This is a genomic window from Inquilinus limosus, assembly GCF_002195995.1.
Lineage (GTDB): Bacteria > Pseudomonadota > Alphaproteobacteria > DSM-16000 > Inquilinaceae > Inquilinus > Inquilinus limosus_C.
This window is the reverse complement of record NZ_NHON01000092.1, coordinates 1-25,679: the sequence shown is the minus strand read 5'-3', so window position 1 is coordinate 25,679 and position 25,679 is coordinate 1. Positions and strand designations below refer to the sequence as shown.

Sequence of the window (25,679 nt, the reverse complement as noted above, 5' to 3'; positions counted from 1 at the left end):
ACCCTGATACGACGGGCCGCACCCCGCAACCGACACGCCTTGTGGAACCGCATCGGCTCACTGCTCGACCGTTTCCCACCGCTCGAATGCCAGAACTACATCCTCAATTCCGGATATCTCGCGCCAACCTAGGTGGCTAACGCTCTAGGACAGATCCGATTGCCTCTCCCGCCTGGCGGGGCCTTTTCACAACGCCACCCCTTGCCGTCATTGCGAGGAGGCGAAGCCGACGAAGCAATCCAGGGGCTGGTGCAAGCGGCCCCTGGATTGCTTCGCTGCGCTCGCAATGACGGCGTTGGGAGTTACGGAACGGTCCTGCGTGGCGGAGAGGCAACCCGCAACATCGCCCATATAAACCCGTTGTCATGAAACGTCCCGGCCTTCCGCTCCGTATAGAGGAGTGGCCGCGTTATCCTGTCCCCGTGGCCGCCATCCGACCGCGCCCATCGAGGACCTCATGCGCTCGCCCTTCACCGACCGTGCCGGCCGCTTCTCCTGGCTGAAGACCGTGGTCTTCGTCCTGCTGCTGCTGCCCGGGCTGTGGTATGGCGGGCGGCTCGTGGCCGGCGACCTGGGTGCCGACCCGGTGCAGACCTTCCAGCGCGCCATCGGGCTGTGGACGCTGTACTTCCTGGTCATCGGCCTGGCGATCACGCCGCTGAAGCGGGTGCTGCGCTGGCCGCAGCTGGTCCTGGTGCGGCGGATGATCGGCGTCGCCGCCGCCACCTATGTGCTGATCCACCTGACCGGCTACGCCGCCACTCAGCATTTCGATCTGGGCTTCGTGGCGTCGGAGATCGTCAAGCGCCTGTACCTGACCATCGGCTTCCTGGCGCTGCTGGGCCTGATGCCGCTGCTGGCGACCTCGACCGACGCCATGATCAAGCGCCTGGGCGGCAAGCGCTGGCAGCGGCTGCACCAGCTGGTCTACCCGATCGTGGTGCTGGGGCTGGTGCATGGGGTGATGCAGTCGAAGGTCGACGTCGCCATCCCGACCATGCTGGCCGGCTTCGCCATCTGGCTCCTGGCTTGGCGCGTGCTGGACAGCCGCTTCGGCCGCGGCGACGGGCTGCCGCTGTGGTCGCTGGCGGCGCTGTCGGTGGTCACCGCCCTGGTCACGGCCGGCGGTGAGGCCGCGATGTACGGGCTGTTCACCGGCGTCGACCCGATGCGGGTGCTGCGCGCCAACCTGATCTTCGCCTTCGGCCCGCGCCCGGCCTGGATCGTGCTGGGCGCCGGCCTGGCCGTCACCGTGCTGGCCGGGCTGCGCCGGCTGCAGAAGAGCAAGGCCCGCCGCCCGGCGCTAGCCTGAGACGGCCGGCTTCCGCACCCAGACCACCGCGGCCAGCAGGGCCAGGACCAGCACGCCGCCGCTGAGCGCCATCGCCAGCCGCATGCCGTCGACCGACATGCCGCCGCCGCCGATCGCGCCGAGCACGGCGACGCCGATGGCGCCGCCGGTCTGGCGCAGCGAGTTGAGCACGCCCGAGGCGATGCCGGAGCGGGCGCGGTCGACCGTCGCCAGCAGCGCCGCGGTCATCGGCGGCACCGTCAGCGCCGTGCCGCAGCCGATCAGCAGCAGCGTCCACCACAGGCCGCCGTAATCCGTCGTCGGGGTCAGCGCCAGGGCCAGGGCGGCGAAGCCGGCGACGGTCAGGCACAGACCCGACACCATCGGCAGTCGCGCCCCGTGCCGCGCCGCGATCCGGCCGGCGAAGACGTTGACGAAGGCGATCAACCCGGTCATCGGCACGAAGGCGAGGCCGGTGAGCAGCGGCGACAGGCCCAAAGGCCCCTGGAAGTAGAGGCTGAGCAGGAAGGTCGAGCCGTAATAGCCGGCATTCAGCAGGAAGCCGATCAGCGAGACGGCAGAGAACACCGGGTGGCGGAACAGGCCCAGCGGCATCATCGGCGCCGCGCTGCGGGATTCGACCAGCAGGAAGCCGATACCGGCGAGCAGGAACAGCGCCGCCCCGCCCATCACCAGGGGATGGGTCCAGCCCAGCGGGTCGCCCTCGATGATCGACCCGGTCAGCGCCACCAGCGCGACGATGGCCAGGAGCTGGCCCGGCAGGTCGAGGGCGCGGTGGTGCCGGCCCTCGGTCTCGGTGGTGAAGCGCAGGGTCAGCCACAGGCCGATGACGCCGATCGGCAGGTTGATCAGGAAGATGCTGCGCCATCCGAACAGCGCGACCAGGACGCCGCCGACCACCGGCCCGGCCACCATCGCCATGCCGCCGGCGCCGGCCCAGATGCCGATCGCCCGCATCCGCTCGCCCGGGTCGTGATAGGCATGGGCGACCAGGGCCAGGGAGCAGGGCATCAGCAGCGCCCCGCCCAGCCCCTGGGCGATGCGGGCCGCGATCAGCACCGTGCCGGTCGGCGCCAGGCCGCAGGCCAGCGACGCCAGGGTGAACAGGGCGAAGCCGGCCAGATAGAGGCGCCGGGCCCCGAACCGGTCGCCCAGCGCGCCGCCGGTCAGCAGCAGGCTGGCGAAGGCCAAGGTGTAGCCGTTCACCACCCATTGCAGCGCGGCGACGCCGCCCTGCATCAGGCCCTGGATCTGGTCGAGCGCGACATTGACGACGGTGACGTCGACCTGGACCACCACGACGCCGAGGCTGAGCGCGGCAAGTCGGGCAGCACGCCGCGCCGGGGCGGCGCGTTCGGGACAGGCATCGAAAGGCATGGGCTCGCCCGGCGGCGGGAAGGACGTTCGGCTTCTGTTCCTAGCACGAGTCGCCCAGGCCCGAGGCCGTCATCGGCGCATCGCTGTCCCGCTTGCCGGTCAATCCGGCGGCAGCCCGCCCAGATACAGGGTGCCGCGCGACAGGTCGGCGCCGGCCGGCAGCTCGGCCCGGGCCTGGGGGACCCGGTGCAGATAGGGCACGACCCAGGCCCAGGTCTCGCGGCCGGGATCCTCCTGCGGCGCGCCGGCCCGCTCGGCGAAGCGGCGCGGATCCTGCAGCCCCGACAGCGCCTGCTCGACCAGCCGCCCGAGGGCGCCGTTCGCCTCCGGATAGAGGTCGATGCCATTGGCGGCCGCCAGCTCCGCGATCATCACCAGGGGCGCCGCGGCGAACAGGTGGTAGTGCAGGGCCCGGCCCTGCCGCGCCGCCTCCAGCGGCAGCATGCCGTCCTCATCCACCTGGGCGGCGCCGAGGCGGTAGCTGGCGATGCCCCAGTCCAGCAGCTCGGCCCGCCCTGTCGCAATGCCCGCTGCCGCCACGGCGAAGCCGGCCCAGTAGCGGTGGTTGTTGCGGGTGTCCGTGCGGGTCGAACGGTCGGGGCTGTAATAGGCCAGGTTGCGGTCCGCCAGGGCGGAGAGCCAGTCCTTGATCCGGCGGCGGGAATCGGGGTCCGCGGCGTCGCGGTCGCTGCGCAGCTTCAGCCAGGACACGGCCAGCCCGCCCAGCATCCAGCCCTGGACATAGACCGACTGGTTGCCGGAGACATCGCCCACCAGCACCCCGTCGCGGGCGAAGCGGTCGAGCCACTGCGCGGCGCAGCGTGCGGCCGCCGGATCGCCGGTGCGGCGGTAGCGGTCGGCCATGGCCTCGACCCGCCCCAGCGCGTCGTGCAGCGGGGCGACCGCGGCGTCATAGGCCTGCCTGCGCGCGGGGTCGACCACCGAATGGGCGCGATCGCCGTAGTAGTCGCGGACGGTGAGCCCGGCCGGCAGCGACGGCGCATCCGGGCAGGGCGCGGCGGCCGGCACGGTGCCGTCGGCCTGCGGCGGCGCATCCCACGGGCTGTGCAGCAGCGCTGCCTCCGCCGGGCCGGCGGCGATGAGGACGAGGCCGAAGCCGAGACACAGGAGCCGCACCATCCGGACCTCCGATCCCCCGCCACAGGATGGCCTCGGCGGCGCGGAAAGACCCTGCGCTAGACTGGCGCAGCAGCGAAAACGGAGCGATCATGGCCGCGCATCTTTATCTCATCCGGCACTGCCGGGCCGCCGGGCAGGCGCCTGATGCGCCGCTGACCGATGAAGGCCGCGGCCAGGCGCTGCGGCTGCGCGACCGGCTGGACGGGCTGCCGATCACCCGCATCGTCGCCAGCCCGTTCCTGCGGGCGCGGAACAGCGCCGCCCCGCTGGCCGGACGGCTGCGGCTGGCGGTGCGGATCGACGACCGGCTGGCGGAGCGGGTGCTGGCGGCGGAGCCGGCCGAGGACTGGCGGGACCGCCTGCGCCGGTCCTTCGCCGATCCGGCCCTGGCCTGGCCCGGCGGCGAATCCGGCGCCGCGGCGACGGCCAGGGGCCGGGCCGCGCTGGCCGATGCGGCGGACGGCGCCGCAGGGGCGGTCGCGATCGTCAGCCACGGCAACCTGCTGGCCCTGCTGCTGCACAGCCTGGACGGGCGCGACGGCTTCGCGGCCTGGGCCGCCCTGAGCAACCCGGATGTCTTTCACATCGACCCCGCCGGCACGGTCCGGCGCTGCTGGAGCGAGGATGACTGAGATGGATGTGACGATCACCGCGGAGTCGCCGGACCAGCCCGAGGTGCGGGACCTGCTGGCGCAGGCCGACCGCCGCTCGGCCGGGCTGTATCCGGAGGATGCGCGGCCGGGGCCGGACATGGCCACGCTGCTGGCGCTGCGGGTGCGCTTCCTGGTCGCCCGGCGCGGCGGCCGGGCGGTCGGCTGTGGCGGCTATGCCCCGGACGGCGACGGCGCGGCCGAGCTGAAGCGGATCTTCGTCACCGCCGAGGCGCGCGGCCTGGGTATCGGCCGCGCGCTGCTCGCGGCGCTGGAGGCCGACGCCGCCCGCGCCGGCATCCAGGTGCTGCGGCTGGAGACGGGGGTGAAGTCGGCCGAGGCGATCGGCCTGTACCGCCGCTTCGGCTATCGCGAGACCGGCCCCTTCGGCGCCTACGGCCCCGACCCGCTGAGCGTGTTCATGGCAAAGGCGTTGCCGGACCAGGCCTGAGCGCCGGACAAGAAAAGACCCGCCACCCCGGGAAAGAGGGATGGCGGGCCAGTCCGGACGGCGGCCCCACAGAGCATCGGCCGTCGCCCGTTTGGGGGGATCAGGCCGCGGCGGCGACCGCCAGGCCCAGGCGCTCGGCCACGCCGGCGCCATAGGCCGGGTCGGCCTTGGCGAAATGCGCGATCTGGCGGCGCTGGATCGCCTCCGGCACCGGGCGCATCGAGCCGGCGATATTGTCCATCAGCCGGGCGCGGGCGCCGTCATCCAGCAGCCGGAACAGGTCGCCGGCCTGGCTGGTATCGTCGTTGCCGGCGCGGTGATCGTAGCGGTCGGCGGCGCCGCGCAGCGGCAGCGCCGGCTCCGCCGCCGCCGGATCCTGCTTCGGCCCGCCGAAGCTGTTCGGCTCGTAGTTCACCGCGCCCTTGCCGTTGTCGTCGAAGCGCATCTGCCCGTCGCGCTGGTAGTTGCTGGCCACAGCGGCGTGCGGCCGGTTGACCGGCAGCAGGCCGTGATTGCCGCCGAGGCGGTAGCGATGCGCGTCGCCATAGGCGAACAGCCGGCCCTGCAGCATCTTGTCCGGGCTGAAGGAGATGCCGGGCACCACGTTCGCCGGGCTGAAGGCCGACTGCTCGACCTCGGCGAAGTAGTTCTGCGGGTTGCGGTTGAGGACCAGCTCGCCGATCTCGATCAGCGGATGCGCCGCGTGCGGCCAGACCTTGGTCAGGTCGAACGGGTCGATCGGGAAGGCCTCCGCTTCGGCCTCGGTCATGATCTGCACCGAGACCGTCCAGGCCGGGAAATCGCCGTCCTGGATCGCGGCGAACAGGTCGCGGGTGGCGTGGTCGGGGTCGATGCCGGTCATCGCCTGCGCCTGCTCACCGGTGAAGTTCTGGATCCCCTGCCTGGTCTTGAAGTGATACTTGACCCAGACCCGTTGGCCGGCGGCGTCGATCCAGCTGAAGGTGTGGCTGGAGAAGCCGTCCATGTGGCGATAGCTGCGCGGCGTGCCGCGATCGCTGAACAGGATCGTGAACTGGTGCAGCGTCTCCGGCGACAGCGAGGCGAAGTCCCACACCGCGGTCGGGTCCTTCAGGTTATTCGCCGGGTTGCGCTTCTGGGTGTGGATGAAGTCCGGGAACTTCAGCGGGTCGCGGATGAAGAAGATCGGCGTGTTGTTGCCGACGATGTCGTAGTTGCCGTCCTCGGTGTAGAACTTCAACGCGAAGCCGCGCGGGTCGCGCTCGGCATCGGCCGACCCCTTCTCGCCGCCGACGGTGGAGAAGCGCAGGAACACCTCCGTCTCCTTGCCGACCGCGGCCAGGAACTTCGCCTGGGTCCATCTGGTGACGTCGGCGGTGACGCGGAACACGCCATAGGCGCCGGCGCCCTTGGCATGCACCACCCGCTCCGGGATCCGCTCGCGGTTGAAATGCGCCAGCTTCTCGATCAGGTGGAAATCCTGGATCAGCACCGGGCCACGCGGGCCGGCGGTCAGGGAGTTCTGGTTGTCCGGAACCGGGGCGCCGAAGGTGGTGGTCAGGGTCGTCATTTAAGGGCTCCTGTCGGGCGGGATGTCCGCCATGGGGAAGAGGATTGCCGGTGCGCTTCGATCAGGGAAATCGATCGTCTTTATCGGCGCGATAAGTGAGTGCCGCGTTCGACCAAAGGCAGCAGGTCGCGGCGATGGCGGTGCAGCCGCAGCAGCAGCTCCGACGGCAGCTCGCCCTGCACGCCGACGCGGCCGTTCTCGAGGGTCAGGCTGGCGCCGTGGCGGGCGAGGTCGGCCAGCAGCGCGTTCAGGGCCGGGCGCATCAGGCGGCTTTCTTCAGCGGCGCAGCGCCGAGCGCCTTCCGTACCTGGGCCGCGAGGCCGGCGATATAGGCCGGGTGCACGCCGACGGTCGGCACGCGGATGAAGGAGGGCACGCCGGCCGCCTCGGCCACCGCGCGGTACTCGATGTCGAGCTCGACCAGCGTCTCGGAATGCTCGGAGACGAAGGCGATCGGCACCAGCACCAGGCCGACACCGTCGTGCCCGGCCTGCTTCACCTCCTCCTCCGTGTCCGGCGTCAGCCATTCCTGCGGCGTCACCCGGCTCTGGAAGGCGATGCGCCAGTCGAGGCCGGGGATGCCGAGCGCCGCCACCACTGCCTCGGCCGAGGCGCGGACCTGGTCGGGATAGGGGTCGCCGGCCTGGACGATCGGCAGCGGCAGGCCATGGGCGGTGAACAGCAGCCGGTGCCGACCGCCGTAAGGCGGCCAGGCGCGGCGGATCAGCTCGGACTGGGCGGCAATGAAGCCGGACTCCGTCGGCGCCGCCTCGACCACCCGGGTCGGGGCGGACAGGCCGGCGGCACGGGCGGCCGCGGCCCAGTCGGTCAGGGCCGAGCGGGTGGTGGTGGTCGAATATTGCGGATACAGCGGCAGCAGCACGATCTCGTCCGGCCGCCAGGCCTTCAGCTCCGCCGCCGTCTCGGCCGCGAAGGGGTGCCAGTAGCGCATCGCCACGAAGGACCGGACCTCGCCCAGGTCGCCCAGCCGCGCCGCCACCGCCCGGCCCTGCGCCCGGGTCTGGGCCAGGATCGGCGAGGCGCCGCCGAGCTGGCGGTAGATCCCGGTCGCGACCGGGGTGCGGCGCCGGGCGATCAGCCGCGCCACCACCGCCCGCGGCAGGCGCGGCAGGCGGATGATCTCGGGGTCGGAGAAGAAGTTGCGCAGGAAGGGGCCGACCGCCTCCAGCCGGTCCGGGCCGCCGATCTGCAGCAGCACCAGGGCGATCCGGCGGCGGCGGGCGACGAGGGCTGGTCCGGGAAGGGGCGGCATGGCTGGCTCCTGTGTCTTGGGCCTGAGCCTCCCTTACCGCTTCGATAAGATCCAATCGATCTATCCGATCTGGCAGATAGGATCTGCTTATCGTATATAGATCCTTGCCCTGCCCTGTTGTCATTGCCGGGCTTGACCCGGCAATCCAGGGGCCACCCAGAGCGGCATCGGCATCTCCTGGATGCCCGGGTCAGGCCCGGGCATGACAGTGAAGATGGCAATGCCGGAGCCTAGAACGCCGCATGACCCTCTCTGGCCTCTCCCTCCGCGATCTGGAATATCTCGTCGCCGTCGCCGAGCTACGCCATTTCGGCCAGGCGGCGGAGCGCTGCGGCGTCAGCCAGCCGGCGCTGAGCATGCAGATCCGCAAGCTGGAGGAAAATCTGGGTCTGGCGGTGTTCGAGCGCGGGCCGAAGACGGTGCTGGTGACGGCCAAGGGCGAGGTCATCCTGGCTCAGGCCCGCCGCGTGCTGCTGGAGGCGCGGCGGCTGATGGCCCTGGCGCAGGAGCTGGACGCGCCGCTGTCAGGGCCCCTGACGGTGGGCGCGATCGAGACGCTGGGCCCCTACCTGTTCCCGCATATGTTGCGGCCGCTGCGCCAAGCCTTCCCGAGGCTGGAGCTGGTGCTGCACGAAGGCCGCACCTACCAGCTGGTCGAGGCGCTGCGCCACGGCGCGCTGGACCTGGTGTTCCTGTCGCTGCCGGTCGCCGACCCGCAGATCGCGACCGCGCCGCTGTTCTTCGAGCCCTTCGTCCTGGCCCAGCCGGCCGACCGGCCGGTGGCGGCGGACGGCGCCGCCCGAGTCGCCGAGCTGCCGCGCGACGGCCTCTTGCTGCTGGAGGACGGGCACTGCCTGCGCGACCAGGCGCTGGATGTTTGCGGCACGCTAGGGCCCGGCGGCAAGCGCCACAGCACCAGCCTGGAGACGCTGCGCCAGATGATCGCCGCCGGCGCCGGCTACAGCCTGTTCCCGCGGCTGGCGACGCTGGGCGAGGCCAGCGTCGGCGGCCTGGTCAGCTATGCCGGCTTCGACGGCACGCCGCCGGGCCGCGTGGTCGGGCTGGCCTGGCGCCAGAGCGACCCGCGGGCCGACCAGTTCGAGGCGCTGCGCCAGGTCCTGCTCGACCATCCGCCGCCCGGCACAGGGGTGACGGCCGATGCGGCCACAACGAAAAACGGGGGCGCGGCGTGAGGCCGGCCCCCGTTCTGATCAGCGGCGCGGCCGCGGATCACTCCTCGCGATGATGGTCCTTGGCGTCGACGTCGATCGGCACACCCGGCAGCTGCTTGGCGGTGCGGATCGCCAGGGCCGACTTGACGTGGTTGACGTTCGGCGCGGAGGTCAGCTGGGTGGTCAGGAAGCGCTGGTAGCTGTCCCAGTCCTCGGCCACGATCTTCAAGAGGAAGTCGGTCTCGCCGGCCAGCATGTGGCATTCCCGGACCAGCGGCCAGCTGCCGACCAGGTCCTCGAACTTGCGCAGATCGGCCTCGGCCTGGCTGGTCAGCCCGACCTGGGCGAAGACGGTCACGCCGAAGCCCAGCGCCTCGGGGTTGATGTCGGCGTGGTAACCGCGGATGTAATGCGCCTCCTCCAGCGCCCGCACGCGGCGCAGGCAGGGCGGGGCGGAGATGCCGGCACGGCGCGCCAGCTCGACATTCGTCATCCGGCCGTCATCCTGGAGGTCGCGGAGGATACGGCGGTCGATGCGGTCGAGCTTCACACGGCGCATGGGTTCTCTCATGAAAGGGCTTCCGTGATTACGCGCAAGGATATTGCCGGACTTTCACCGGGCGCAAGCGCAATCCTGTTTCGCGTTGAGGGTTTGGCAGCATGAGCGCGTTGCCGCGCGCGGGGACGGGCGGCATCGGCTCCCTGCGGGTGTGGGTGGTGTCGGATGGCCGCCCGGCGAACGAGAACCAGTGCCTGGGCCTGGCGGAGGCGCTGGGCATCGTCCCGGAGGTGATCCGACTCGGCGCTCGCCAAGGCTGGCATCGTCTTCTCGATCCCGTTCGGCCCGCCGCCGGCTTCGGCCTGGACGGGCCGCCCTGGCCCGACCTGCTGATCGCAGCCGGACGGCAGAGCGTGTATCCCGCCCTTGCGGTGAAGCGGGCCAGCGGTCATCGGACGCGCCTTGTGCAAATATTTCGTCCCGGCGTCAACCCGCGGCGTTTCGATCTGATCGTCACACCCCGGCATGACGGACTGAAAGCACCGAATGTCTTCGCCACGGCCGGCGCCCTCAACCTCGTCACCCCCGACCGGCTGGCCGCCGCGGCGGCGGAGTGGGAGCCCGTCCTGGGCCATCTGCCGCGACCACGCGCCGCGGTACTGGTCGGCGGCAGCAGCAAGTCGGTGGCGGTGCCAGAGGGGGCGGTCGCCCGACTCGCCGGCCAGCTGGCCGAACTGGCGCGCGCCGGCACCGGGCTGATGGTCACCACCAGCCGGCGCACGCCCGAGGGCGAGGCCGCGGCGCTGCGCCGGGCGCTGGAGGGTCTGCCGGCCTGGATCTGGGACGGCACCGGCCCGAACCCCTATTTCGGCTTCCTGGCCCTGGCCGATGCCGTGATCGTCACCAATGACAGCATCAACATGACGTCGGAGGCGGCGACCACCGGCAAGCCGGTGCACGTGGTCGAATGGGCGCAGCTGGCGCCGAAGCACCGGCGCTTCCACGACGCGCTGGCGGCCGAGGGCATCACCCGCCCCTTCGCCGGCCGACTGGAGCAATGGAGCTACGCGCCGCTGGACGACACTGCCCGCGTGGCGGCGCGGGTCAGGGCGCTGTTCGGTCAGGGCTGAACGCCCGCCGGCCCGCCGCGCCCGCACCCCAGTCCCGCGTCGCCTTGCCCCGACCGCCGCCGGTGGCTATCTATCGATGACAGTTCCCCTCGAGCGGATTGTCGCCCCATGCCGGCCACCCATCGCACCAAAGTCCTGATCATCGGTTCCGGCCCGGCCGGCTACACCGCCGCGATCTATGCCGCGCGCGCCAATCTGGAGCCGATCCTGGTGCAGGGGCTGCAGCCCGGCGGGCAGCTGACCATCACCACCGATGTCGAGAACTATCCCGGCTTCGCCGACGTGATCCAGGGCCCCTGGCTGATGGAGCAGATGGAGGCCCAGGCCCGCCACTGCGGCACCCGGCTCGAGTTCGACCTGATCACCCAGGTCGACTTCTCGCGCCGGCCCTTCGTCTGCACCGCCGATTCCGGCACGGTCTACGAGGCCGATTCGGTGATCATCGCCACCGGCGCCCAGGCCCGGTGGATGGGCCTGCCGAGCGAGCAGCAGTTCCAGGGCCGCGGCGTCTCCGCCTGCGCCACCTGCGACGGCTTCTTCTTCCGCGGCAAGGAGGTCGCGGTGATCGGCGGCGGCAACTCCGCGGTCGAGGAGGCGCTGTACCTGACCAACCACGCCACCAAGGTGACGCTGGTGCATCGCCGCGACCAGCTGCGGGCCGAGCGCATCCTGCAGGACCGGCTGTTCGCCCATCCCAAGATCGAGGTGGTGTGGAACCACACGGTCGAGGAGATCGTCGGCGGCGGCATGCCGGAGGCGGTGACCGGCGCCCGGCTGCGCGACACCAAGACGGGGGCCGAGCGCGTGCTGCCGGCCGACGGCGTCTTCGTCGCCATCGGCCACGACCCGGCGACCGCCGTGTTCAAGGGCCATGTCCGCATGGATGCCGACGGCTACATCGTCACCGCGCCGGATTCGACCGCGACCGACATCCCGGGCGTGTTCGCCGCCGGCGACGTCAAGGACCGGATCTACCGCCAGGCGGTGACCGCGGCCGGCATGGGCTGCATGGCGGCGCTGGAGGCCGAGCGCTTCCTGTCCGAGCACGCCGGCACCGGCCATCTGGCGCGAATCGCCGACCGCGACGCGCATGTGGCCGCGCCGGTCGCCGCGGCGGGCTGATCCCGCCCGTCCGGGCGGGCTGCCATCCCGATTCGTAAGAGCGATGACCATAGGGGGGCCATCCCCCCTATCGATCGAATCCAGATGAAATATTGTTCCCGGCTGACCCAAGCTTTGCTTGCGTTGGGTCGGGGGTGCCCGTCATAGTGTATATAGTGTGATTCGCAGGCGCGACGCCGAGCGCTGGTATATCGACCATCCCGCCCTTGTCGCCCGCGCAAGAAACGAACGGGTGCCGGAGAATGGACTGGGACAAGCTGCGCGTTTTCCACGCCGTCGCTGACGCGGGCAGCTTTACCCATGCGGGCGAGAAGCTGAACCTCAGCCAATCGGCGGTCAGCCGCCAGATCAGCGCCCTGGAGGAAAGCCTCAAGGTCCCGCTGTTCCACCGCCATGCCCGCGGCCTGATCCTGACCGAGCAGGGCGAGCTGCTGTTCCGCACCGCGCGCGAGGTCTTCGCCAAGCTGTCGATGACCGAGGCGCAGCTGAGCGAGAGCAAGGACCACGCCCGCGGCCCGCTGAAGATCACCACCACCGTCGCCTTCGGCTCGACCTGGCTGACGCCGCGGGTGCGCGAGTTCCTGACCGCCTTCCCGGACATCGACCTGACCGTCCTGATCGACGACGAGGAGCTGGACCTGGGCATGCGCGAGGCCGATGTGGCGATCCGCATGACGCCGCCGCGCCAGCCCGACCTGATCCAGCGCCACCTGATGACGGTGAAGATCCACATCTTCGGGTCGGTCGACTATCTCAAGCGCAACGGCATCCCGCAGACCCTGGACGACCTGAACAAACACTCGATCATCGTCTATGGCGACGATGCGCGCGGGCCGATCGCCGACATCAACTGGCTGGCCCATGTCGGCAGCCCGCCGCCAGGCGGCCGCAAGATCGCGCTGCGGGTCAACAACCAGTACGCCATCTACCGCGCGGTGCGCAGCGGCCTTGGCCTTGCCGCCCTGCCCGACTTCATGGTCGACCCGACCCTGAACGTGGTGCGGGTGCTGCCCGAGGTCACCGGCCCGACCACCGAGGCCTATTTCGTCTATGCCGAGGAGCTGCGCCACTCCAAGCGCATCGCGGTGTTCCGCGACTTCCTCGTGCGCAAGGTGGCCGAAAGCAAGTTCTGAGGCGTGTTGCCTCTCCCGTTTGCGGGAGCTTTTCAGAACTCCCAACCCCGTCATTGCGAGCGCAGCGAAGCAATCCAGGGGCCGGTGCGCACCGGCCCCTGGATTGCTTCGTCGGCTTCGCCTCCTCGCAATGACGGCGAGGAAGGGGCGTGTTGTGAAATGGTCCCGCTTCCGGGAGTGGCAAACCCGTTCAGATGGTCCGGGGAAGCGCGATTGGGGTCACGCGGGCGTGCCGGAAAATGGCATCGCCTGGGCCGCATGCGGCCCGTGTAGGACTCCTCGCCGGCTTTTCCAGGCCTTGAACCTGAGAAAAAGACGGCAAATGTCTGAAATCTGTGCAAAAGCACCTGGAAAAGTGGCGGATTTCCTGGGCTCTGCATGCCTGACAGCGAGCTATGCAATGCGCGCATAAAAGCATTGGCAGAAACTGGTTACCAATCGGCCACAGAATGCCTATCTTAAGAGCGTTCGTGCTGCAGCGCAGCAGAACAAGGGTCCGGCACTGCCGGCTCCTTGCGTCTCCCAGACGTGAAGCCTCCCTGTTTGACTCGGGCCGGAACGCGTTTCCGGCCCTTTTTTTGTGCAGATTCCGGACCTGCCGGACCGGGGCATGAGCCCGCCGCATGAAGCCGCCGAAAACGGCGCGGAGAAAGGGGGGACGTCCCCCCTCCCGCCGAGCCCTGCGCCGGAGCCCTCCGTTCAGGTGTAGAGGCGCTCGCCCTCCAGGCCCTTGTAGAGGCCGGCGACGTATTCGCCATAGCCGTTGAACAGCTGCGTCGGCACCCGCTCGCCGGTGCCCAGCACCCGCTCCATCGCCTGGCTCCACCGCGGATGCGGCACCTCCGGGTTCACATTGGCCCAGAAGCCGTACTCGCTGCTCTGCAGCTGCTCCCAGAAGCTCACCGGCCGCTCGTCGGTGAAGCCGATGCGGATGATGCTCTTGATCGACTTGAAGCCGTATTTCCACGGCGTCACCAGCCGCAGCGGCGCGCCGTTCTGGCGCGGCACCGGCTTGCCGTAGAGGCCGGTGACCATGAAGGCGAGGTCGTTGGTCGCCTCGGCCATGGTCAGGCCCTCGACATAGGGCCAGGGGTAGAAGACCTGGGAGAATCCCGGCGCCTCGTCGTTCTGGAATGTTTGCATGCGTACATATTTCGCCGAGGCCAGCGGCTTGGCATAGTCGACCAGCGCCTTCAGCGGAAATCCGGTCCAGGGCACGGCCATCGACCAGGCCTCGACGCAGCGGTGGCGGTACAGCCGCTCCTCCAGCGGCATGGCGCGGATCAGGGTGTCGATGTCGACCTCCCGCTCCTGCTCGACCATGCCCTCGAACTTGACGGTCCAGGGGCGGATCTTCAGCTCCTGCGCCGCCTCCCAGATGTCCTTGTCGGAGCCGTATTCGTAGAAGTTGTTGTAGGTGGTGACGTCCTGCTCGGGCGTCAGCGGCCGGTCGAGCGTGTAGCGGTCGTTGCGCTTGGCCGGATACAGGCCGGCGGTCGGGTCCGGATCGGCGGCGCGGGCCGGGCGGAGCTCCAGCGCCGCGCCGGCCCCGGCCAGCAACCCGGCGCCGAGGCCCATGGCCTGCAGCAGGCTGCGGCGGTTCACATACACCGATTCCGGCGTCGCCCGGCTTTCGGGGATCCGCCACCCCGGATTGCGCTTGATCAGCATCGGCTTGTCTCCCTTGACCCGAACCATCCGACCGCGAGGCGGTCTGACCTGTAGTTCGCAGCCGAGGGGGCCAACGTTACCGCGCGCCGATGACGCGGGCCAGCGGCGCCGGGACGCAGCCCGGCGCCGGTCGTCTCAGGGATATGGCCTCAGCGCAGCGCGGCGCAGGCGCGCTGGATGCGCTCGCCGGCATCCTGCAGAGCCTCGGTGGCCGTGGCGTAGGAGATGCGGAAGAACGGCGCCAGGCCGAAGGCCGAGCCCTGCACCACCGCCACGCCCTCGGATTCCAGCAGGTAGGTGACGAAGTCCTCGTCGGTCTCGATCACCTTGCCGTCCGGCGTCTTCTTGCCGAGCGTCCCTTCGCAGGACGGGAAGACGTAGAAGGCGCCTTCCGGCCGCGGGCAGGTCAGCCCGGCCGACTGGTTCAGCATCGACACGATCAGGTCGCGGCGCTGCTGGAACACCACGTTGTTGCGCGGGATGAAGTCCTGCGGGCCGTTCAGCGCCTCGACCGCCGCGGCCTGGCTGATCGAGGACGGGTTGGAGGTCGACTGGCTCTGCACCTTGGCGATGGCCTTGATCAGGTCCGGCCGGCCAGCGGCGTAGCCGATGCGCCAACCGGTCATGCAGTAGGCCTTGGACACGCCGTTCAGCGTCAGGGTGCGGTCGTACAGCTTCGGCTCGACCTGGGCCGGGGTGACGAACTTGAAGTCGTCATAGACCAGGTGCTCATACATGTCGTCGGTCAGGACATGGACATGCGGGTGGCGCAGCAGCACGTCGGTCAGCGCCCTCATCTCGGCGAAGCTGTAGGCCGCGCCGGTCGGGTTCGACGGCGAGTTCAGGATCAGCCACTTGGTCTTCGGCGTGATCGCGGCCTCGAGGGCGGCCGGCTGCAGCTTGAAGCCCTGCTCCGCCGGGCAGACCACCGGCACCGGCGTGCCGCCGCACAGCAGCACCATGTCGGGATAGCTGACCCAGTAGGGAGCGGGGATGATCACCTCGTCGCCCGGGTCCAGCGTGGCCAGCAGCGCGTTGTACAGCACCTGCTTGCCGCCGGTGCCGACCGTGACCTGGCTGGTCTCGTATTTCAGACCGTTCTCGCGCAGGAACTTGGCGGCGATGGCCTTCTTCAGCTCCGGCGTGCCGTCGACCGCGGTGTACTTGGTCTTGCCGCCCTGGATCGCGGCGATCGCGGCCTGCTTGATGTTGTCCGGCGTGTCGAAATCCGGCTCGCCGGCGCCGAGGCCGATGACGTCGCGGCCGGCGGCCTTCAGCTCGGCCGCCTTGGTGGTGACGGCGATGGTCGGGGACGGCTTGACGCGGGCGAGCGAGGCGGCGAGGAAGGCCATGGGTCCGGATCCCGGGAAAGTTGGAAGCGGGGGGACGGTAGACCCGGCCGAGGCCCAGCGACAAGCCGCGAGCGTTGCGAAAATTCGGGAGCCCGCCCGCGCCGGGCGCGGAGGGCAGGTCTCTCCGTGGCATCGAGGGCTACGGCGGTCTATACTTCCCAGATGGAGAGTCCTCCGCCGCCACCAGCCGATGATCCCGATACGGCTGCCCTGCGCGCCGCCGTCGCGGAAGCGGTGGCGTCGTTGGATGCCGGCTACTACATCCCGCATGAGGAGATGCGGCGTTGGCTGCTCTCCTGGGGCACGGAGAACGAGCTGCCTCCGCCCAGCGTCCAGAGACGGCAAAGTCGATAGCCGCTCCGCGAACCGGAAGCGGGGTCTCTATCCAGAACCGAAATGTCGACCGTCATGGCAAGCCCCGAAGGGGCGTGGCCATCCAGGGCGGCTCGCACCGGCCCCTGGATGGCCACGGCGCTGCGCGCCTCGCCATGACGAAAAGTCGGGTTGTTGGCAGCAGCCCCTACCCCTTCACCGCCCCCTGGGTCAGGCCGGCGATCAGTTGGCGGGAGAAGAAGGCATAGAGAATCAGCACCGGGATGATGGCCAGGGTCAGCGAGGCCAGCACCGCGTTCCAGTCGGTGACGTACTGGCCGACGAATTGCTGCACGCCGAGGGTGATGGTGCGGGTGCCGTCGCCCGGCGCCAGGATCAGCGGGAACCACAAATCGTTCCAGATCGGCACCATGGTGAACACCGCCACCGTCGCCAGCGCCGGCCGCACCAGCGGCAGGATGATGCGGAAGAAGATGCGGTATTCGCCGACGCCGTCGCAGCGCGCGGAATCCTTCAGCTCCTTCGGGATCTGGCGCATGAACTCCGACAGGATGAAGATCGACAGCGGCAGCCCCATCGCGGTGTAGACCAGGATCAGCGCCGCCAGGGTGTTGATCAGGTCGAGCGAGACGATGAGGCGCAGGATCGAGACGGTGCCGAGCCGGATCGGGATCATGATGCCGATCGCCAGGTACAGCGCCAACACGGCGTTGCCCTTGAAGCTGTATTCCGACAGCGCCCAGGCGGCCATGGCGCCGAGGAAGACGACCAGGAACAGCGTCACCAGCGTTACGGTCAGGCTGTTGCCGAAATAGAGGCCGAAATCGGACCGCGTCAGCACCGTGTCGAAGCCGATCAGGCTGAAGGTGTCCGACATTGGCGGCGCCAGGGGCTGGCTGAAGATCGCCTTGCGCGACTTGAAGGCGTTGAACAGCACCAGCACGATCGGGAACAGCGCGATCACCGTGTAGACCAGCAGGATCGCGTGGACGGCCGCAGCGGAGACGGGAGACTTGCGGTTGGCGGCCATGGGTCAGAGCTCGTAACGCTGCAGGCGGCGCTGGACCAGGTAGAAATAGGTCATGACGCCGGCCAGGATGATCAGGAACATGATGGTCGCCACCGCGGCGCCCATGGTCGGGTCGCCCAGCTGCAGCTGGAAGCCGAAGAAGGTGCGGTAGAAGAAGGTGCCGAGGATGTCGGTCGCGAAGTTCGGCCCGGCCAGCGCCCCCTGGGAGACGTAGATCAGGTCGAAGGCGTTGAAGTTGCCGACGAAAGTCAGGATCGTGACCATGCCGATGGTGGGCCAGATCAGCGGCAGCTTGATGCGCCAGAAGATCTTCATCTGGCTGGCGCCGTCGACCCGCGCCGCCTCGGTCAGGCTCTCCGGAATGTTCAGCAGCGCGGCGTAGGTCAGCAGGAGCGGCATGCCGACCCATTGCCACACCGAGACCAGGGCCAGGGTGAACAGGGCCGACCCCTCCTGCCCCAGCCAGGGCGCGAACAGCGAGCCGAGGCCGACGGTGCCCAGCATCGATTTGGCGACGCCCCAGGTCGGCGACAGGATCAGCTTCCAGATGAAGCCGATGATCACCACCGACAGCAGCGTCGGGGTGAACATCAGGGTGCGGTAGGTGTTGGTGAAGCGCAGCTTGGGCAGGGACAGCAGCGCCGCCAGCCCGATCGCGATCGGGTTCTGCACCAGCATGTGCACCGCGAAGAACAGGACGTTGTTGCCCAGCGCGTTCCAGAAGCGGTCGGCCCATTGCGGGTCGAAGAACAGCGCCAGGTAGTTGGCCAGCCCGGCGAAATGCTCGACCCCCGTCTCGTCCCGCGTGAACAGGCTGAGCCGCAGGCTGTCGAGCAGCGGGTACACCATGAAGACGGTGTAGATCAGCGTCGCCGGCGCCAGGAAGACGACGACGTGCCAGGGGAAGCGCCCCTTGCGGCCCGCGATCTGCGAGCGGGGGATGACGACGGCTTGGGTGCTGGCCATGGGAACAGCCTATCAATACAGGCACGGAGACGCGCGGTCCGGGATCGACCGGGCCGCGCGCCGCGCGCCAGGGATCAGGTTACTTGGCGGCCGGCTTGTACCAGGAGTCGAGGCCCTTCTGGATGCTGTCCGCCGCCTGCTGCGCCGTCATGGTGCCGTTCAGCACCTGGGCGGAGACGTTCCACAGCTCGTTCTCCAGGTTCGGCGTGCCGCGCGACAGGATCTGGTACGAGTTGCGGATCGAGGATTCGCAGCTCTTGCGCCAGCTCAGGAACTCCGCCGCCACCGGGTCCTTGACCGTGACCGGATGGTTCGACAGCGAGTAGAAGCCCGGCAGCGCGTTCGAGTAGATGTCCGCGAATTCCGGCGACGCCACCCATTCCAGGAACGCCTTGGCGGCCTCCGGATTCTTCGACTTGGTGTTCAGGCCCAGCGCGATGTCGGTGTGGTCGCTGATGTAGCACTTGTCGCCCGCCTTCTCGACCGGCGGCGGGAAGGCGCCCATCTTGAAGTCGGCCTGGGCGTTGAAGGCGGCGATGTCCCAGGACCCGGCCGGATAGATCGCGGCGCGGCCCAGCGTGAACAGGTTCTGGCTGTCCGGATAGGCCTGGGCCTCATAGCCGTCCGGCAGATACGGCTTCCACTTCGCCAGCTCCTCGAAGGCCTGGACATAGGGCTTGTCGGTGAACTTCTCCTTGCCGGCGATCAGCGCCTTGCGGCCTTCCTCGCCCTTCCACAGGTTCGGACCGATGTTCTGGAAGCCCATGGTCGCGGCCTCCCACTGGTCCTTGGTGCCGATGTCGAGCGGCGCCACCTCGCCCTTGGCCTTGATCTTGTCGAGCAGGGCGAAGAACTCGGCCTCGGTCTTCGGCGGGGTCAGCCCCTCTGCGTCGAAGACGTCCTTGTTGTAGAGGAAGCCGTGGATGACCGAGGCCATCGGCACGCAGAACAGCGTCTTGCCGTCATCGGTGATCCAGGCGCTCTTGGCCACGTCGGAGAAGGTGTCCATGCCCTTCAGGTCGGTGACCGGGGCCAGGTAGCCCTTCTGGAACAGCGCCAGCGAGGCGTCGAAGGGCCGGCAGCTGATCAGGTCGCCCGCAGTGCCGCCCTCGAGCTTCGCGTTCAGCGCGGCGTTGTACTCGGTCGGGGTCGACGGCGAGAACACCACCTTGATGCCCGGATGGCTCTTCTCGAAGGCCGGGATGATGGTGTCCTGCCAGATCTTCAGGTCGTCGTTGCGCCAGCTCTCGATGGTCAGCGTGGCATCCGCCGCCATGGCGCTGGTGGAGAGGGCGACGAGCGCCGCCCCGGCCAGGAACGCGCCCCGCAGGAACGAATGGGACATGTGCAACTGCCTCCTCTGTTCGGCGTTTCGCCGTGTGCACGGGCGGCGGCCCCCCGCCGCCCGGTGTCTCTTTACGAACCTTGCTTCGCGGCCAGCGCCCGGCGCAGGTCGCCATCCGCGGCGTCCAGGCGCCGTCGCCCCTCTTCGGCGCTGTCGCCCAGCGCCACCAGGGCGGCCAGCTTGACGTTCTGCCCCGCCGCCTCCAGCGCCGACCGGGCCGTCGCCTCGTCCACCGGCACGATGCTGCGCAGCATGCGCACCGAGCGGACGTTCAGCTTGGCGTTGGTCGGCTGCATGTCGACCATCAGCCCGTCATAGACATGGCCGAGCCGGGTCATCACCAGCGTCGAGAACAGGTTCAGCGCCACCTTCTGCGCCGTGCCGGCCTTGAGCCGGGTGGAGCCGGCGACCGGCTCCTCCCCCGTCGCCAGCAGCACGGCATGGGTGGCATCGCCGAAGATCGGCGCGCCCGGGTTGGAGGCGACGGCGATGGTCAGGGCGCCGGCCCGGGCCGCCTCCTGCAGCACCGCGCGGGTGTAGGGGGTGCCGCCGCTGGCGGCGACGCCGATCACCACGTCGTCGAGGCCCAGGCGCAGCGCCGCGGCCTCGTCCCGGCCGGCATCGGCATCGTCCTCGGCATTCTCCACCGGCCGGCTGAGCGCCGTGGCGCCGCCGGCGATCAGATAGGCCAGCCGCTCCTGCGGGTGGCCGAAGGTCGGGAACAGCTCCGACCCGTCCTGGGCCGCGACCCGGCCGGAGGTGCCGGCGCCGGCATAGACCAGGCGCCCGCCGCGGCGCAGCCGGGGCGCGGCGTCGGCGGAAGCGGCGGCCAGGGCCGGCAGCGCCGGCCGCACCGCGGCGACGGCGGCGAGCTGGGATTCCAGCAGCGCGTCGAGGATCTCCGCATCCTCCCAGGCGTCGATGCCCTTGAAGCGGCGTGATGCGGTCTCGGTTCCCATGCGGCGTCGCTGCGGCTTGTCGTGGGTGGTCTAGACCACTCTCTCAGCTTTGTTTGCGGCGCGCAAGATGATCCTGTCCGGCCGGCCGGAATGCCAGCATCCGGGCGGGTTTGCGCCGGTCGGGGGCCGGATCCGCGGCGCCCGCGGCTACCAGCTGAAGGAGAATCCGGCGGTGAAGGCGACGCCCGGCTGGTCGCCGCCCAGGTCGACCAGCGAGGCGCTGGCCTTGAGCCGGCCGAACAGCGTCTGCTCCGCGCCGATGCTGCCGGTGAAGCGCCGGTCGGTGCTGGTCATCTCGCTGCCCAGCAGCAGCGCGGTGGTGTGCCAGGGCAGCTCCAGCCGGGTGGTGCGGCCGATCTGCCAGCTGGTCACCGGCGCCTCCGGCCCCAGCAGCCCGCCGCGGGTCACGGTGTAGCGGTCCTCCGACGACCCGGTCAGGCCGATGAAGGACCAGGCGCGCGACAACACCGCCGCCAGCTGGCCCGTCCCCTCGCCGCCCTGGGGGTCGAAGCTGGCCTCGATCTTGGCCGACTGCCAGAACGGCACGAACCAGGGCAGCTCGGTCAGGCCGAGGCTGGCCTGCGCCTTGCCGGTGGCGGCGCGCCGCGCCATCTCCGTCCGGTCCCAGCGCTGGGCGAAGCCGGGATAGGGATCGGCGGGGATGTCGAAGGCGACGCCGGTCCTGGCGACGAAGCCCGGGGTCTGGGACTGCAGCGCCGCCGCGACCGAGCCGGCGCCGGTGATGTCGCGCTGGCCGGTGACCGCCCCCGCGCCGGGATCGGAGGCGGCATAGGCGCCGGCCGGCGTCGGGGTCCAGGCCCGGTGCGGCTGGCGCCAGCGGACGGGGCCGGGATCGGCCGGAATGTCGAAGGTGACCGTGGCCGGCGGGATAAAGCCCGGCATCGGCGCGGCGGCGCCATCCCCGTCGGGCCGGGCATAGGCCGCCGTCGCCGCCGACAGCAGTACGGCAGCGGCGGCGGAACGCAGCAGAAAGGGGTGGCAGGTCCGCGTCATCGGCGGGCTGTCTCTCCCAGGGGTGATGTGGTTTCCCCCAAGAGTAGTGATCGAGCCGCGGCTGCCAACCCCTTGAATTGTGACATTTCCCGTCCGGCTGCGCCCGGCGGCTCAGAAGGCCAGCACCACCTTGCCGAAATGCTGTGCCGCTTCCAGATGACGCAGGGCCTGCCGCGCGTCGGTCCAGGGGAAGCTGCGGTCGATCACCGGCCGCAGCCCGGTGGCGGCGATGGCGCGGTTCATCGCCTCGAAGCTGTCGCGCGAGCCGACCGGGATGCCGCGGATGCGGGCGCGGCGGAACAGGATCTCCATCGGGTTGATCTCGGTCGCCTTGCCGCCGAGATAGCCGATCACATTGATCTGCCCGCCGGTGCGGATCGCGGCCAGGGAACGGGCGAAGGTGCCCGGCCCGCCGACCTCGATGACGTGGTCGACGCCGCGGCCGCCGGTCAGGTCGCGCACCGCCGCATCCCAGTCCGGAGTCGTCCGGTAGTTCACCGTTCCGGCGGCGCCGAGAGCCCGCGCCCGCTCCAGCTTCTCGTCGCTGGAGGAGGTGACGATCGCCCGGGCGCCGGCTGCGACGGCGAATTGCAGGGCGAAGACGGAGACGCCGCCGGTGCCCTGCACCAGCACCGTGTCGCCGGCCTTGATCCCGCCCTCGGCGACCAGCGAGGTCCAGGCGGTCAGGGCGGCGCAGGGCAGCGTCGCCGCCTCGGCGTCGGTCAGGTGCTCCGGCACCGCGACCACGCCCTCGGCATCGAGCCGGACATATTCCGCCAGCACGCCGGGGCCGGGGCCGCCCAGCGGCACCGCCCGTTCGATCCCCTCGAAATCGCCGGCGATCCAGCCCTGCCAGAAGGTGGTCGCCACCCGGTCGCCGGGCTTCACTCGGGTCACCCCCTCGCCCACCGCCGCCACCTCGCCGACGCCGTCGGACAGCGGCACCATCGGCAGCGTGAAGCCGGCATGGTAATTGCCGCGCACGATCTCCAGGTCGCGGTAGTTCAGCGACGCGGCGCGCATCCGCAGCACAACCTCGCCCCGCCGCGGCTCCGGCACCGGAAGATCCACCGGGCGCAGCCGGTCGATGCCCTCGCCCTCTTCGATCACGAACGCCTTCATCGCTTCGCTCCAGGAAGTTGCGCTGGAGACATCGCCCTCCGTCGGCTAATCTTCAAATTCATTGTTTTCAGAAACTTCATGACGGATCGGCATGATGTTGGACGAGATGCGCGCCTTCGTGCTGCTGGCGGAGACCGGGTCGATCCAGCGGGTGGCGGAGCGGCTGCCGCTGACTCAGCCGGCGGTGACCCGGCAGATCCAGCGGCTGGAGCAGCATCTCGGCACCACGCTGCTGGACCGGCGGGTGAAGCCGCCACGGCTGACCCCGGCCGGCCTGGCGGCGCTGGAGCGCTGCCGTGCCATCCTGGCGGCGGTGCAGGAGTTGAAGGACGGCGCCGGCGATGCGGCCGAGCCGGAGGGATCGCTGCGCTTGGGCGTCGGCGTGCTGCACGCCTTCGCTGAGGCGGATTTCACCGCGCTGCTGCGCGACCTGCGCCAGCGCTTTCCGCGCCTGTCGCTGCGCCTGACCGGCGGGCTGGCACACACGCTGCTGGCCGATCTCGACCGCGGCCGGCTGGACGCCGCGGTGGTGCTGCTGCAGGAGAGCGCCGCGCCCTATCCCGGCCGGGTGGTGGGGCAGGAGAAGCTGGTGGTGGTCGGCGGTCGCGGCCTGGCCCTGCCGCACCGCCCGTCCCTGGCCGACCTCGCCGCCTGCGACTGGGTGGTCAGCCCACGGGAATCCTGCGACGTGCGGCCGGCGCTGGAGGCGCTGTTCGCGCGGGAGGGGCTGGAGCTCAGGATCTCCGCCGAGGTGCACGATCTGGCGATCCAGCAATCGCTGATCCGCTCCAGCTTCGGCCTCGGCGTGCTGCCGTCGCGGCGCAGCGCCCCCTTCACCGCGCGCGACGAGCTGCGCCGCATCGACCTGCCCGGCTTCCGCTTCGACTTCGCCATCAGCGTGGTGCGAGCGCCGCATCTCGGCCGGCTGGACCGCGCAGTCGACCATCTGGAGGAGGCGCTGCGGCAGAGGCTGGCGCCGGCGGTCGTCCCTTTGACGGCGGGGTAGCCCCCCACCTCTCGTCGCCAACGCGACGGGCCCCTCCCTCTCCCCAGGGAGAGGGGAATATGAGCCAAGGCCCCCTTACCTCTCCCCCGGGGAGAGGTCGAAATCGCGACGGCGATTTCGGGTGAGGGGGTGGCCCCGGCCTGTCAGCCCGACGGGGGCTGGACGGCGGAAGGCTGTCCCGGCACCCCCAATCGGCGGGCGGCGATGTCGATGATGCGGCGGGGCGGGTGGCGGATGTCGACCGTGACCACACGCTCGCCGTCGCCCGGCGGCTCCAGCGTCTCGAACTGGCTGCGCAGCAGCGAGGGCGGCATGAAATGGCCCTTGCGGTTGGCCAAGCGGGTGGCGATCACCGCCTCCGACCCCGACAGGTACAGGAAGGCCACCTGCGGCCGGCCGTCCACGAGCCGGTCGCGATACATCCGCTTGAGGGCCGAGCAGGCCAGCACCGCCGGCTGGCCATCCGCCAGCCACTGCCCGATCTGCGCCGCCATGGCGTCGAGCCAGGGCCAGCGGTCCGCGTCGGTCAGCGGATGGCCGGCCTTCATCTTCTCGATGTTCGCCGGCGGGTGGAAGCTGTCGGCATCGGCGAACACCCCGCCCATGCGGCGGGCCAGCTGCTTGCCGATCGTCGACTTGCCCGAGCCGGAGACGCCCATGACGACGATCACGCCGGGCGCGCCGCCACGGGAGTCGGAAGATGCGCCGTGATCCGCGGCCGGCATGGGCATGTCCTCAGCTGAGCTTCACGACCTCGCCGGTGCGGAAGCTCTCATCCGCCGCCAGCACGATGCGCAGGCTGTCGATCGCCGCCTGCATGGAGTCGGTCAGGTCCAGGTCCTCGCGGATCGCGCGCAGGAAGAATTCCTGCTCGCGGTCGCACAGCTCCTGGTGGCCGGGCTCGTCGGCCATGGTGATCCAGCGGTCCTTGTCGACGAAATGGTTGCTGCCGTCGATCGCGGCGGAGTGGACCTTCAGCGCGTTGGTCTTGGTGTGCCGGTCGATATCGGCGGAATCGGAGATGGCGTCGGTCTTCGCCTCGCCCTGCCCGTCCTGCGGCACCACGATCGAGACGCAGCCCTTCGGCCCGACCACGTCCTTCACGAAATAGGCCACCTCGCTCATCATCGGGCCCCAGCCGGCCTCGTACCAGCCGACCGAGCCGTCGTCGAAGACGACATGCAGATGGCCGTAATTGTGGATCGCGACCTCGCTCGACAATTTGGCGCCGATGCCGTGCACCCGCACCGGCTTGGCGCCGGTCATCTGGCACATCACGTCGACATAGTGGACGCCGCAATCGACCACCGGCGACAGCGACTGCAGCAGGTTCTTGTGCCAGGTCCAGGACGGGCCGGAGCTCTGCTGGTTCAGGTTCATCCGCATCACCAGCGGCTTGCCCAGGGTCTTCGCCACCTCGATGAACCTGACCCAGGAGGGGTGGACGCGCAGGATGTAGCCGATCACCAGCTTGCGGCCGGTCGCCTTGGCCCGGGCGACGACGCGCTCGGCATCCTCGACCGTGGTCGCGAGCGGCTTCTCGACGAACACATGGGCGCCGGCATCCATCGCCTTCAGCGCGAAGTCGGCATGGGTGTCGGAATAGGTGCTGATCGAGACGGCATCGGGCCGGGTCTCGGCCAGCGCCGCGTCGTAATCGGCGAAGCGCGGATAGTCCGCCAGCTCCGCCGGCAGCTCGGCCTGGGCGATCGCGCGGGAAACGAGGCCGACGATCTCGAACCCGTCCAGGCGGTGATAGGCCAGGGCATGCGACAGGCCCATATGGCCGACCCCGACGACGAGGACGCGCACCGGTTCGGTCATGGCGGGACTCCCTGGGTCAGGGTCTTGGCATGGAGAGGAAGGCCCTCCCCACATTGTCATGCCCGGGCTTGACCCGGGCATCCAGAGACTGTCGACACCCTCTGGATTGCCGGGTCAAGCCCACGGGTGTCCGGTTAAGAAAAGGTGGACATAGCGCACGGTGTTGATTCAGCTCGGGTTCAGGACGTTGGCGCGTCACCTGGACACGACCCGGAGCAACACCGTGCGGCATCACAATAGCGTGTTCCA

General features: G+C 69.9%; 24 protein-coding genes. 8 read left to right on the top strand and 16 right to left on the bottom strand.

Annotation, left to right across the window (positions count from 1 at the left end; all coding sequences use genetic code 11):
• The first annotated feature begins 457 nt into the window (after positions 1-457).
• A complete protein-coding gene (locus tag BWR60_RS29940; protein ID WP_088155924.1) occupies positions 458-1,312 on the top strand; it encodes a sulfite oxidase heme-binding subunit YedZ in 855 nt (284 codons plus the stop codon).
• On the opposite strand, the gene BWR60_RS29935 is transcribed toward BWR60_RS29940, so the two are convergent.
• Both BWR60_RS29935 and BWR60_RS29930 read right to left on the bottom strand, forming a co-directional pair.
• A complete protein-coding gene (locus tag BWR60_RS29935; protein ID WP_088155922.1) occupies positions 1,304-2,689 on the bottom strand; it encodes an MFS transporter in 1,386 nt (461 codons plus the stop codon). The two genes, BWR60_RS29940 and BWR60_RS29935, sit on opposite strands and share 9 nt — an antisense overlap.
• Before the next feature lie 99 nt (positions 2,690-2,788).
• Positions 2,789-3,829 (bottom strand): alginate lyase family protein, encoded by a 1,041-nt coding sequence (locus BWR60_RS29930; RefSeq protein WP_088155920.1) that lies wholly within the window; start codon positions 3,827-3,829, stop codon positions 2,789-2,791.
• 89 nt (positions 3,830-3,918) lie between these two features.
• Here BWR60_RS29930 and BWR60_RS29925 point away from each other — a divergent pair, with 89 nt between their 5' ends.
• A complete protein-coding gene (locus tag BWR60_RS29925) occupies positions 3,919-4,461 on the top strand; it encodes a histidine phosphatase family protein (RefSeq protein ID WP_088155918.1) in 543 nt (180 codons plus the stop codon).
• Position 4,462: 1 nt separating this feature from the next.
• Positions 4,463-4,930, top strand: a complete 468-nt coding sequence (locus BWR60_RS29920; RefSeq protein WP_218823747.1) for a GNAT family N-acetyltransferase — start codon at positions 4,463-4,465, stop codon at positions 4,928-4,930.
• A 100-nt stretch (positions 4,931-5,030) separates the two neighbouring features.
• Here BWR60_RS29920 and BWR60_RS29915 read toward each other — a convergent pair whose 3' ends face one another.
• From BWR60_RS29915 to hemH, 3 genes are all read right to left on the bottom strand, one after another.
• Complete coding sequence (locus BWR60_RS29915) at positions 5,031-6,479, bottom strand: catalase (protein ID WP_088155914.1); 1,449 nt, start codon at positions 6,477-6,479, stop codon at positions 5,031-5,033.
• 80 nt (positions 6,480-6,559) lie between these two features.
• Positions 6,560-6,742 (bottom strand): hypothetical protein, encoded by a 183-nt coding sequence (locus BWR60_RS29910; protein ID WP_088155912.1) that lies wholly within the window; start codon positions 6,740-6,742, stop codon positions 6,560-6,562.
• Complete coding sequence (gene hemH, locus BWR60_RS29905) at positions 6,742-7,752, bottom strand: ferrochelatase (protein ID WP_088155910.1); 1,011 nt, start codon at positions 7,750-7,752, stop codon at positions 6,742-6,744. The genes BWR60_RS29910 and hemH overlap by 1 nt, the downstream gene beginning before the upstream one ends.
• Positions 7,753-7,994: 242 nt before the next feature.
• Between hemH and BWR60_RS29900 the strand changes: the two genes are divergently transcribed.
• Positions 7,995-8,945, top strand: coding sequence for a LysR substrate-binding domain-containing protein (locus BWR60_RS29900; RefSeq protein WP_088155908.1), 951 nt, complete (start codon positions 7,995-7,997; stop codon positions 8,943-8,945).
• A gap of 37 nt (positions 8,946-8,982) precedes the next feature.
• Here BWR60_RS29900 and BWR60_RS29895 read toward each other — a convergent pair whose 3' ends face one another.
• Entirely contained in the window at positions 8,983-9,483 is a 501-nt protein-coding gene (locus tag BWR60_RS29895) for an Lrp/AsnC family transcriptional regulator (protein ID WP_034849499.1), read from the bottom strand.
• A 101-nt stretch (positions 9,484-9,584) separates the two neighbouring features.
• Here BWR60_RS29895 and BWR60_RS29890 point away from each other — a divergent pair, with 101 nt between their 5' ends.
• The 3 genes from BWR60_RS29890 to BWR60_RS29880 all read left to right on the top strand — a co-directional run bounded on the left by BWR60_RS29890 (position 9,585) and on the right by BWR60_RS29880 (position 12,808).
• Complete coding sequence (locus BWR60_RS29890) at positions 9,585-10,553, top strand: mitochondrial fission ELM1 family protein (RefSeq protein WP_088155906.1); 969 nt, start codon at positions 9,585-9,587, stop codon at positions 10,551-10,553.
• A 108-nt stretch (positions 10,554-10,661) separates the two neighbouring features.
• Entirely contained in the window at positions 10,662-11,675 is a 1,014-nt protein-coding gene (trxB, locus tag BWR60_RS29885; RefSeq protein ID WP_088155904.1) for a thioredoxin-disulfide reductase, read from the top strand.
• A gap of 242 nt (positions 11,676-11,917) precedes the next feature.
• Positions 11,918-12,808 carry a LysR family transcriptional regulator gene (locus BWR60_RS29880; protein ID WP_088155902.1) on the top strand — a complete coding sequence of 297 codons (891 nt, stop codon included), beginning with the start codon at positions 11,918-11,920 and terminating at the stop codon, positions 12,806-12,808.
• Positions 12,809-13,507: 699 nt separating this feature from the next.
• Here the strand turns inward: BWR60_RS29880 and msrP are convergent.
• From msrP to BWR60_RS29835, 8 genes are all read right to left on the bottom strand, one after another.
• Positions 13,508-14,479, bottom strand: coding sequence for a protein-methionine-sulfoxide reductase catalytic subunit MsrP (gene msrP / locus BWR60_RS29875; protein ID WP_088155901.1), 972 nt, complete (start codon positions 14,477-14,479; stop codon positions 13,508-13,510).
• 149 nt (positions 14,480-14,628) lie between these two features.
• A complete protein-coding gene (locus tag BWR60_RS29870) occupies positions 14,629-15,831 on the bottom strand; it encodes a pyridoxal phosphate-dependent aminotransferase (RefSeq protein WP_088155899.1) in 1,203 nt (400 codons plus the stop codon).
• Between the two features lie 520 nt (positions 15,832-16,351).
• Positions 16,352-17,194, bottom strand: a complete 843-nt coding sequence (locus tag BWR60_RS29860) for a carbohydrate ABC transporter permease (RefSeq protein ID WP_088155895.1) — start codon at positions 17,192-17,194, stop codon at positions 16,352-16,354.
• 3 nt (positions 17,195-17,197) lie between these two features.
• Positions 17,198-18,160, bottom strand: a complete 963-nt coding sequence (locus tag BWR60_RS29855; RefSeq protein ID WP_088155893.1) for a carbohydrate ABC transporter permease — start codon at positions 18,158-18,160, stop codon at positions 17,198-17,200.
• Between the two features lie 79 nt (positions 18,161-18,239).
• Positions 18,240-19,505, bottom strand: a complete 1,266-nt coding sequence (locus BWR60_RS29850; protein ID WP_088155891.1) for an ABC transporter substrate-binding protein — start codon at positions 19,503-19,505, stop codon at positions 18,240-18,242.
• A gap of 71 nt (positions 19,506-19,576) precedes the next feature.
• A complete protein-coding gene (locus BWR60_RS29845; protein WP_088155889.1) occupies positions 19,577-20,464 on the bottom strand; it encodes an N-acetylmuramic acid 6-phosphate etherase in 888 nt (295 codons plus the stop codon).
• Between the two features lie 147 nt (positions 20,465-20,611).
• Entirely contained in the window at positions 20,612-21,478 is an 867-nt protein-coding gene (locus tag BWR60_RS29840) for a hypothetical protein (RefSeq protein ID WP_088155887.1), read from the bottom strand.
• Positions 21,479-21,589: 111 nt separating this feature from the next.
• Positions 21,590-22,600, bottom strand: coding sequence for a zinc-dependent alcohol dehydrogenase family protein (locus tag BWR60_RS29835; RefSeq protein WP_088155885.1), 1,011 nt, complete (start codon positions 22,598-22,600; stop codon positions 21,590-21,592).
• A gap of 91 nt (positions 22,601-22,691) precedes the next feature.
• Here BWR60_RS29835 and BWR60_RS29830 point away from each other — a divergent pair, with 91 nt between their 5' ends.
• Positions 22,692-23,606 (top strand): LysR family transcriptional regulator, encoded by a 915-nt coding sequence (locus tag BWR60_RS29830; RefSeq protein WP_088155883.1) that lies wholly within the window; start codon positions 22,692-22,694, stop codon positions 23,604-23,606.
• Positions 23,607-23,749: 143 nt separating this feature from the next.
• Here BWR60_RS29830 and BWR60_RS29825 read toward each other — a convergent pair whose 3' ends face one another.
• Together BWR60_RS29825 and BWR60_RS29820 are read right to left on the bottom strand one after the other, a co-directional pair.
• Positions 23,750-24,331 carry a gluconokinase gene (locus BWR60_RS29825; RefSeq protein ID WP_144445807.1) on the bottom strand — a complete coding sequence of 194 codons (582 nt, stop codon included), beginning with the start codon at positions 24,329-24,331 and terminating at the stop codon, positions 23,750-23,752.
• 10 nt (positions 24,332-24,341) lie between these two features.
• Positions 24,342-25,430: a Gfo/Idh/MocA family protein gene (locus BWR60_RS29820; protein WP_088155881.1), complete on the bottom strand. Its 1,089-nt coding sequence runs from the start codon at positions 25,428-25,430 to the stop codon at positions 24,342-24,344.
• Positions 25,431-25,679 lie beyond the last annotated feature (249 nt).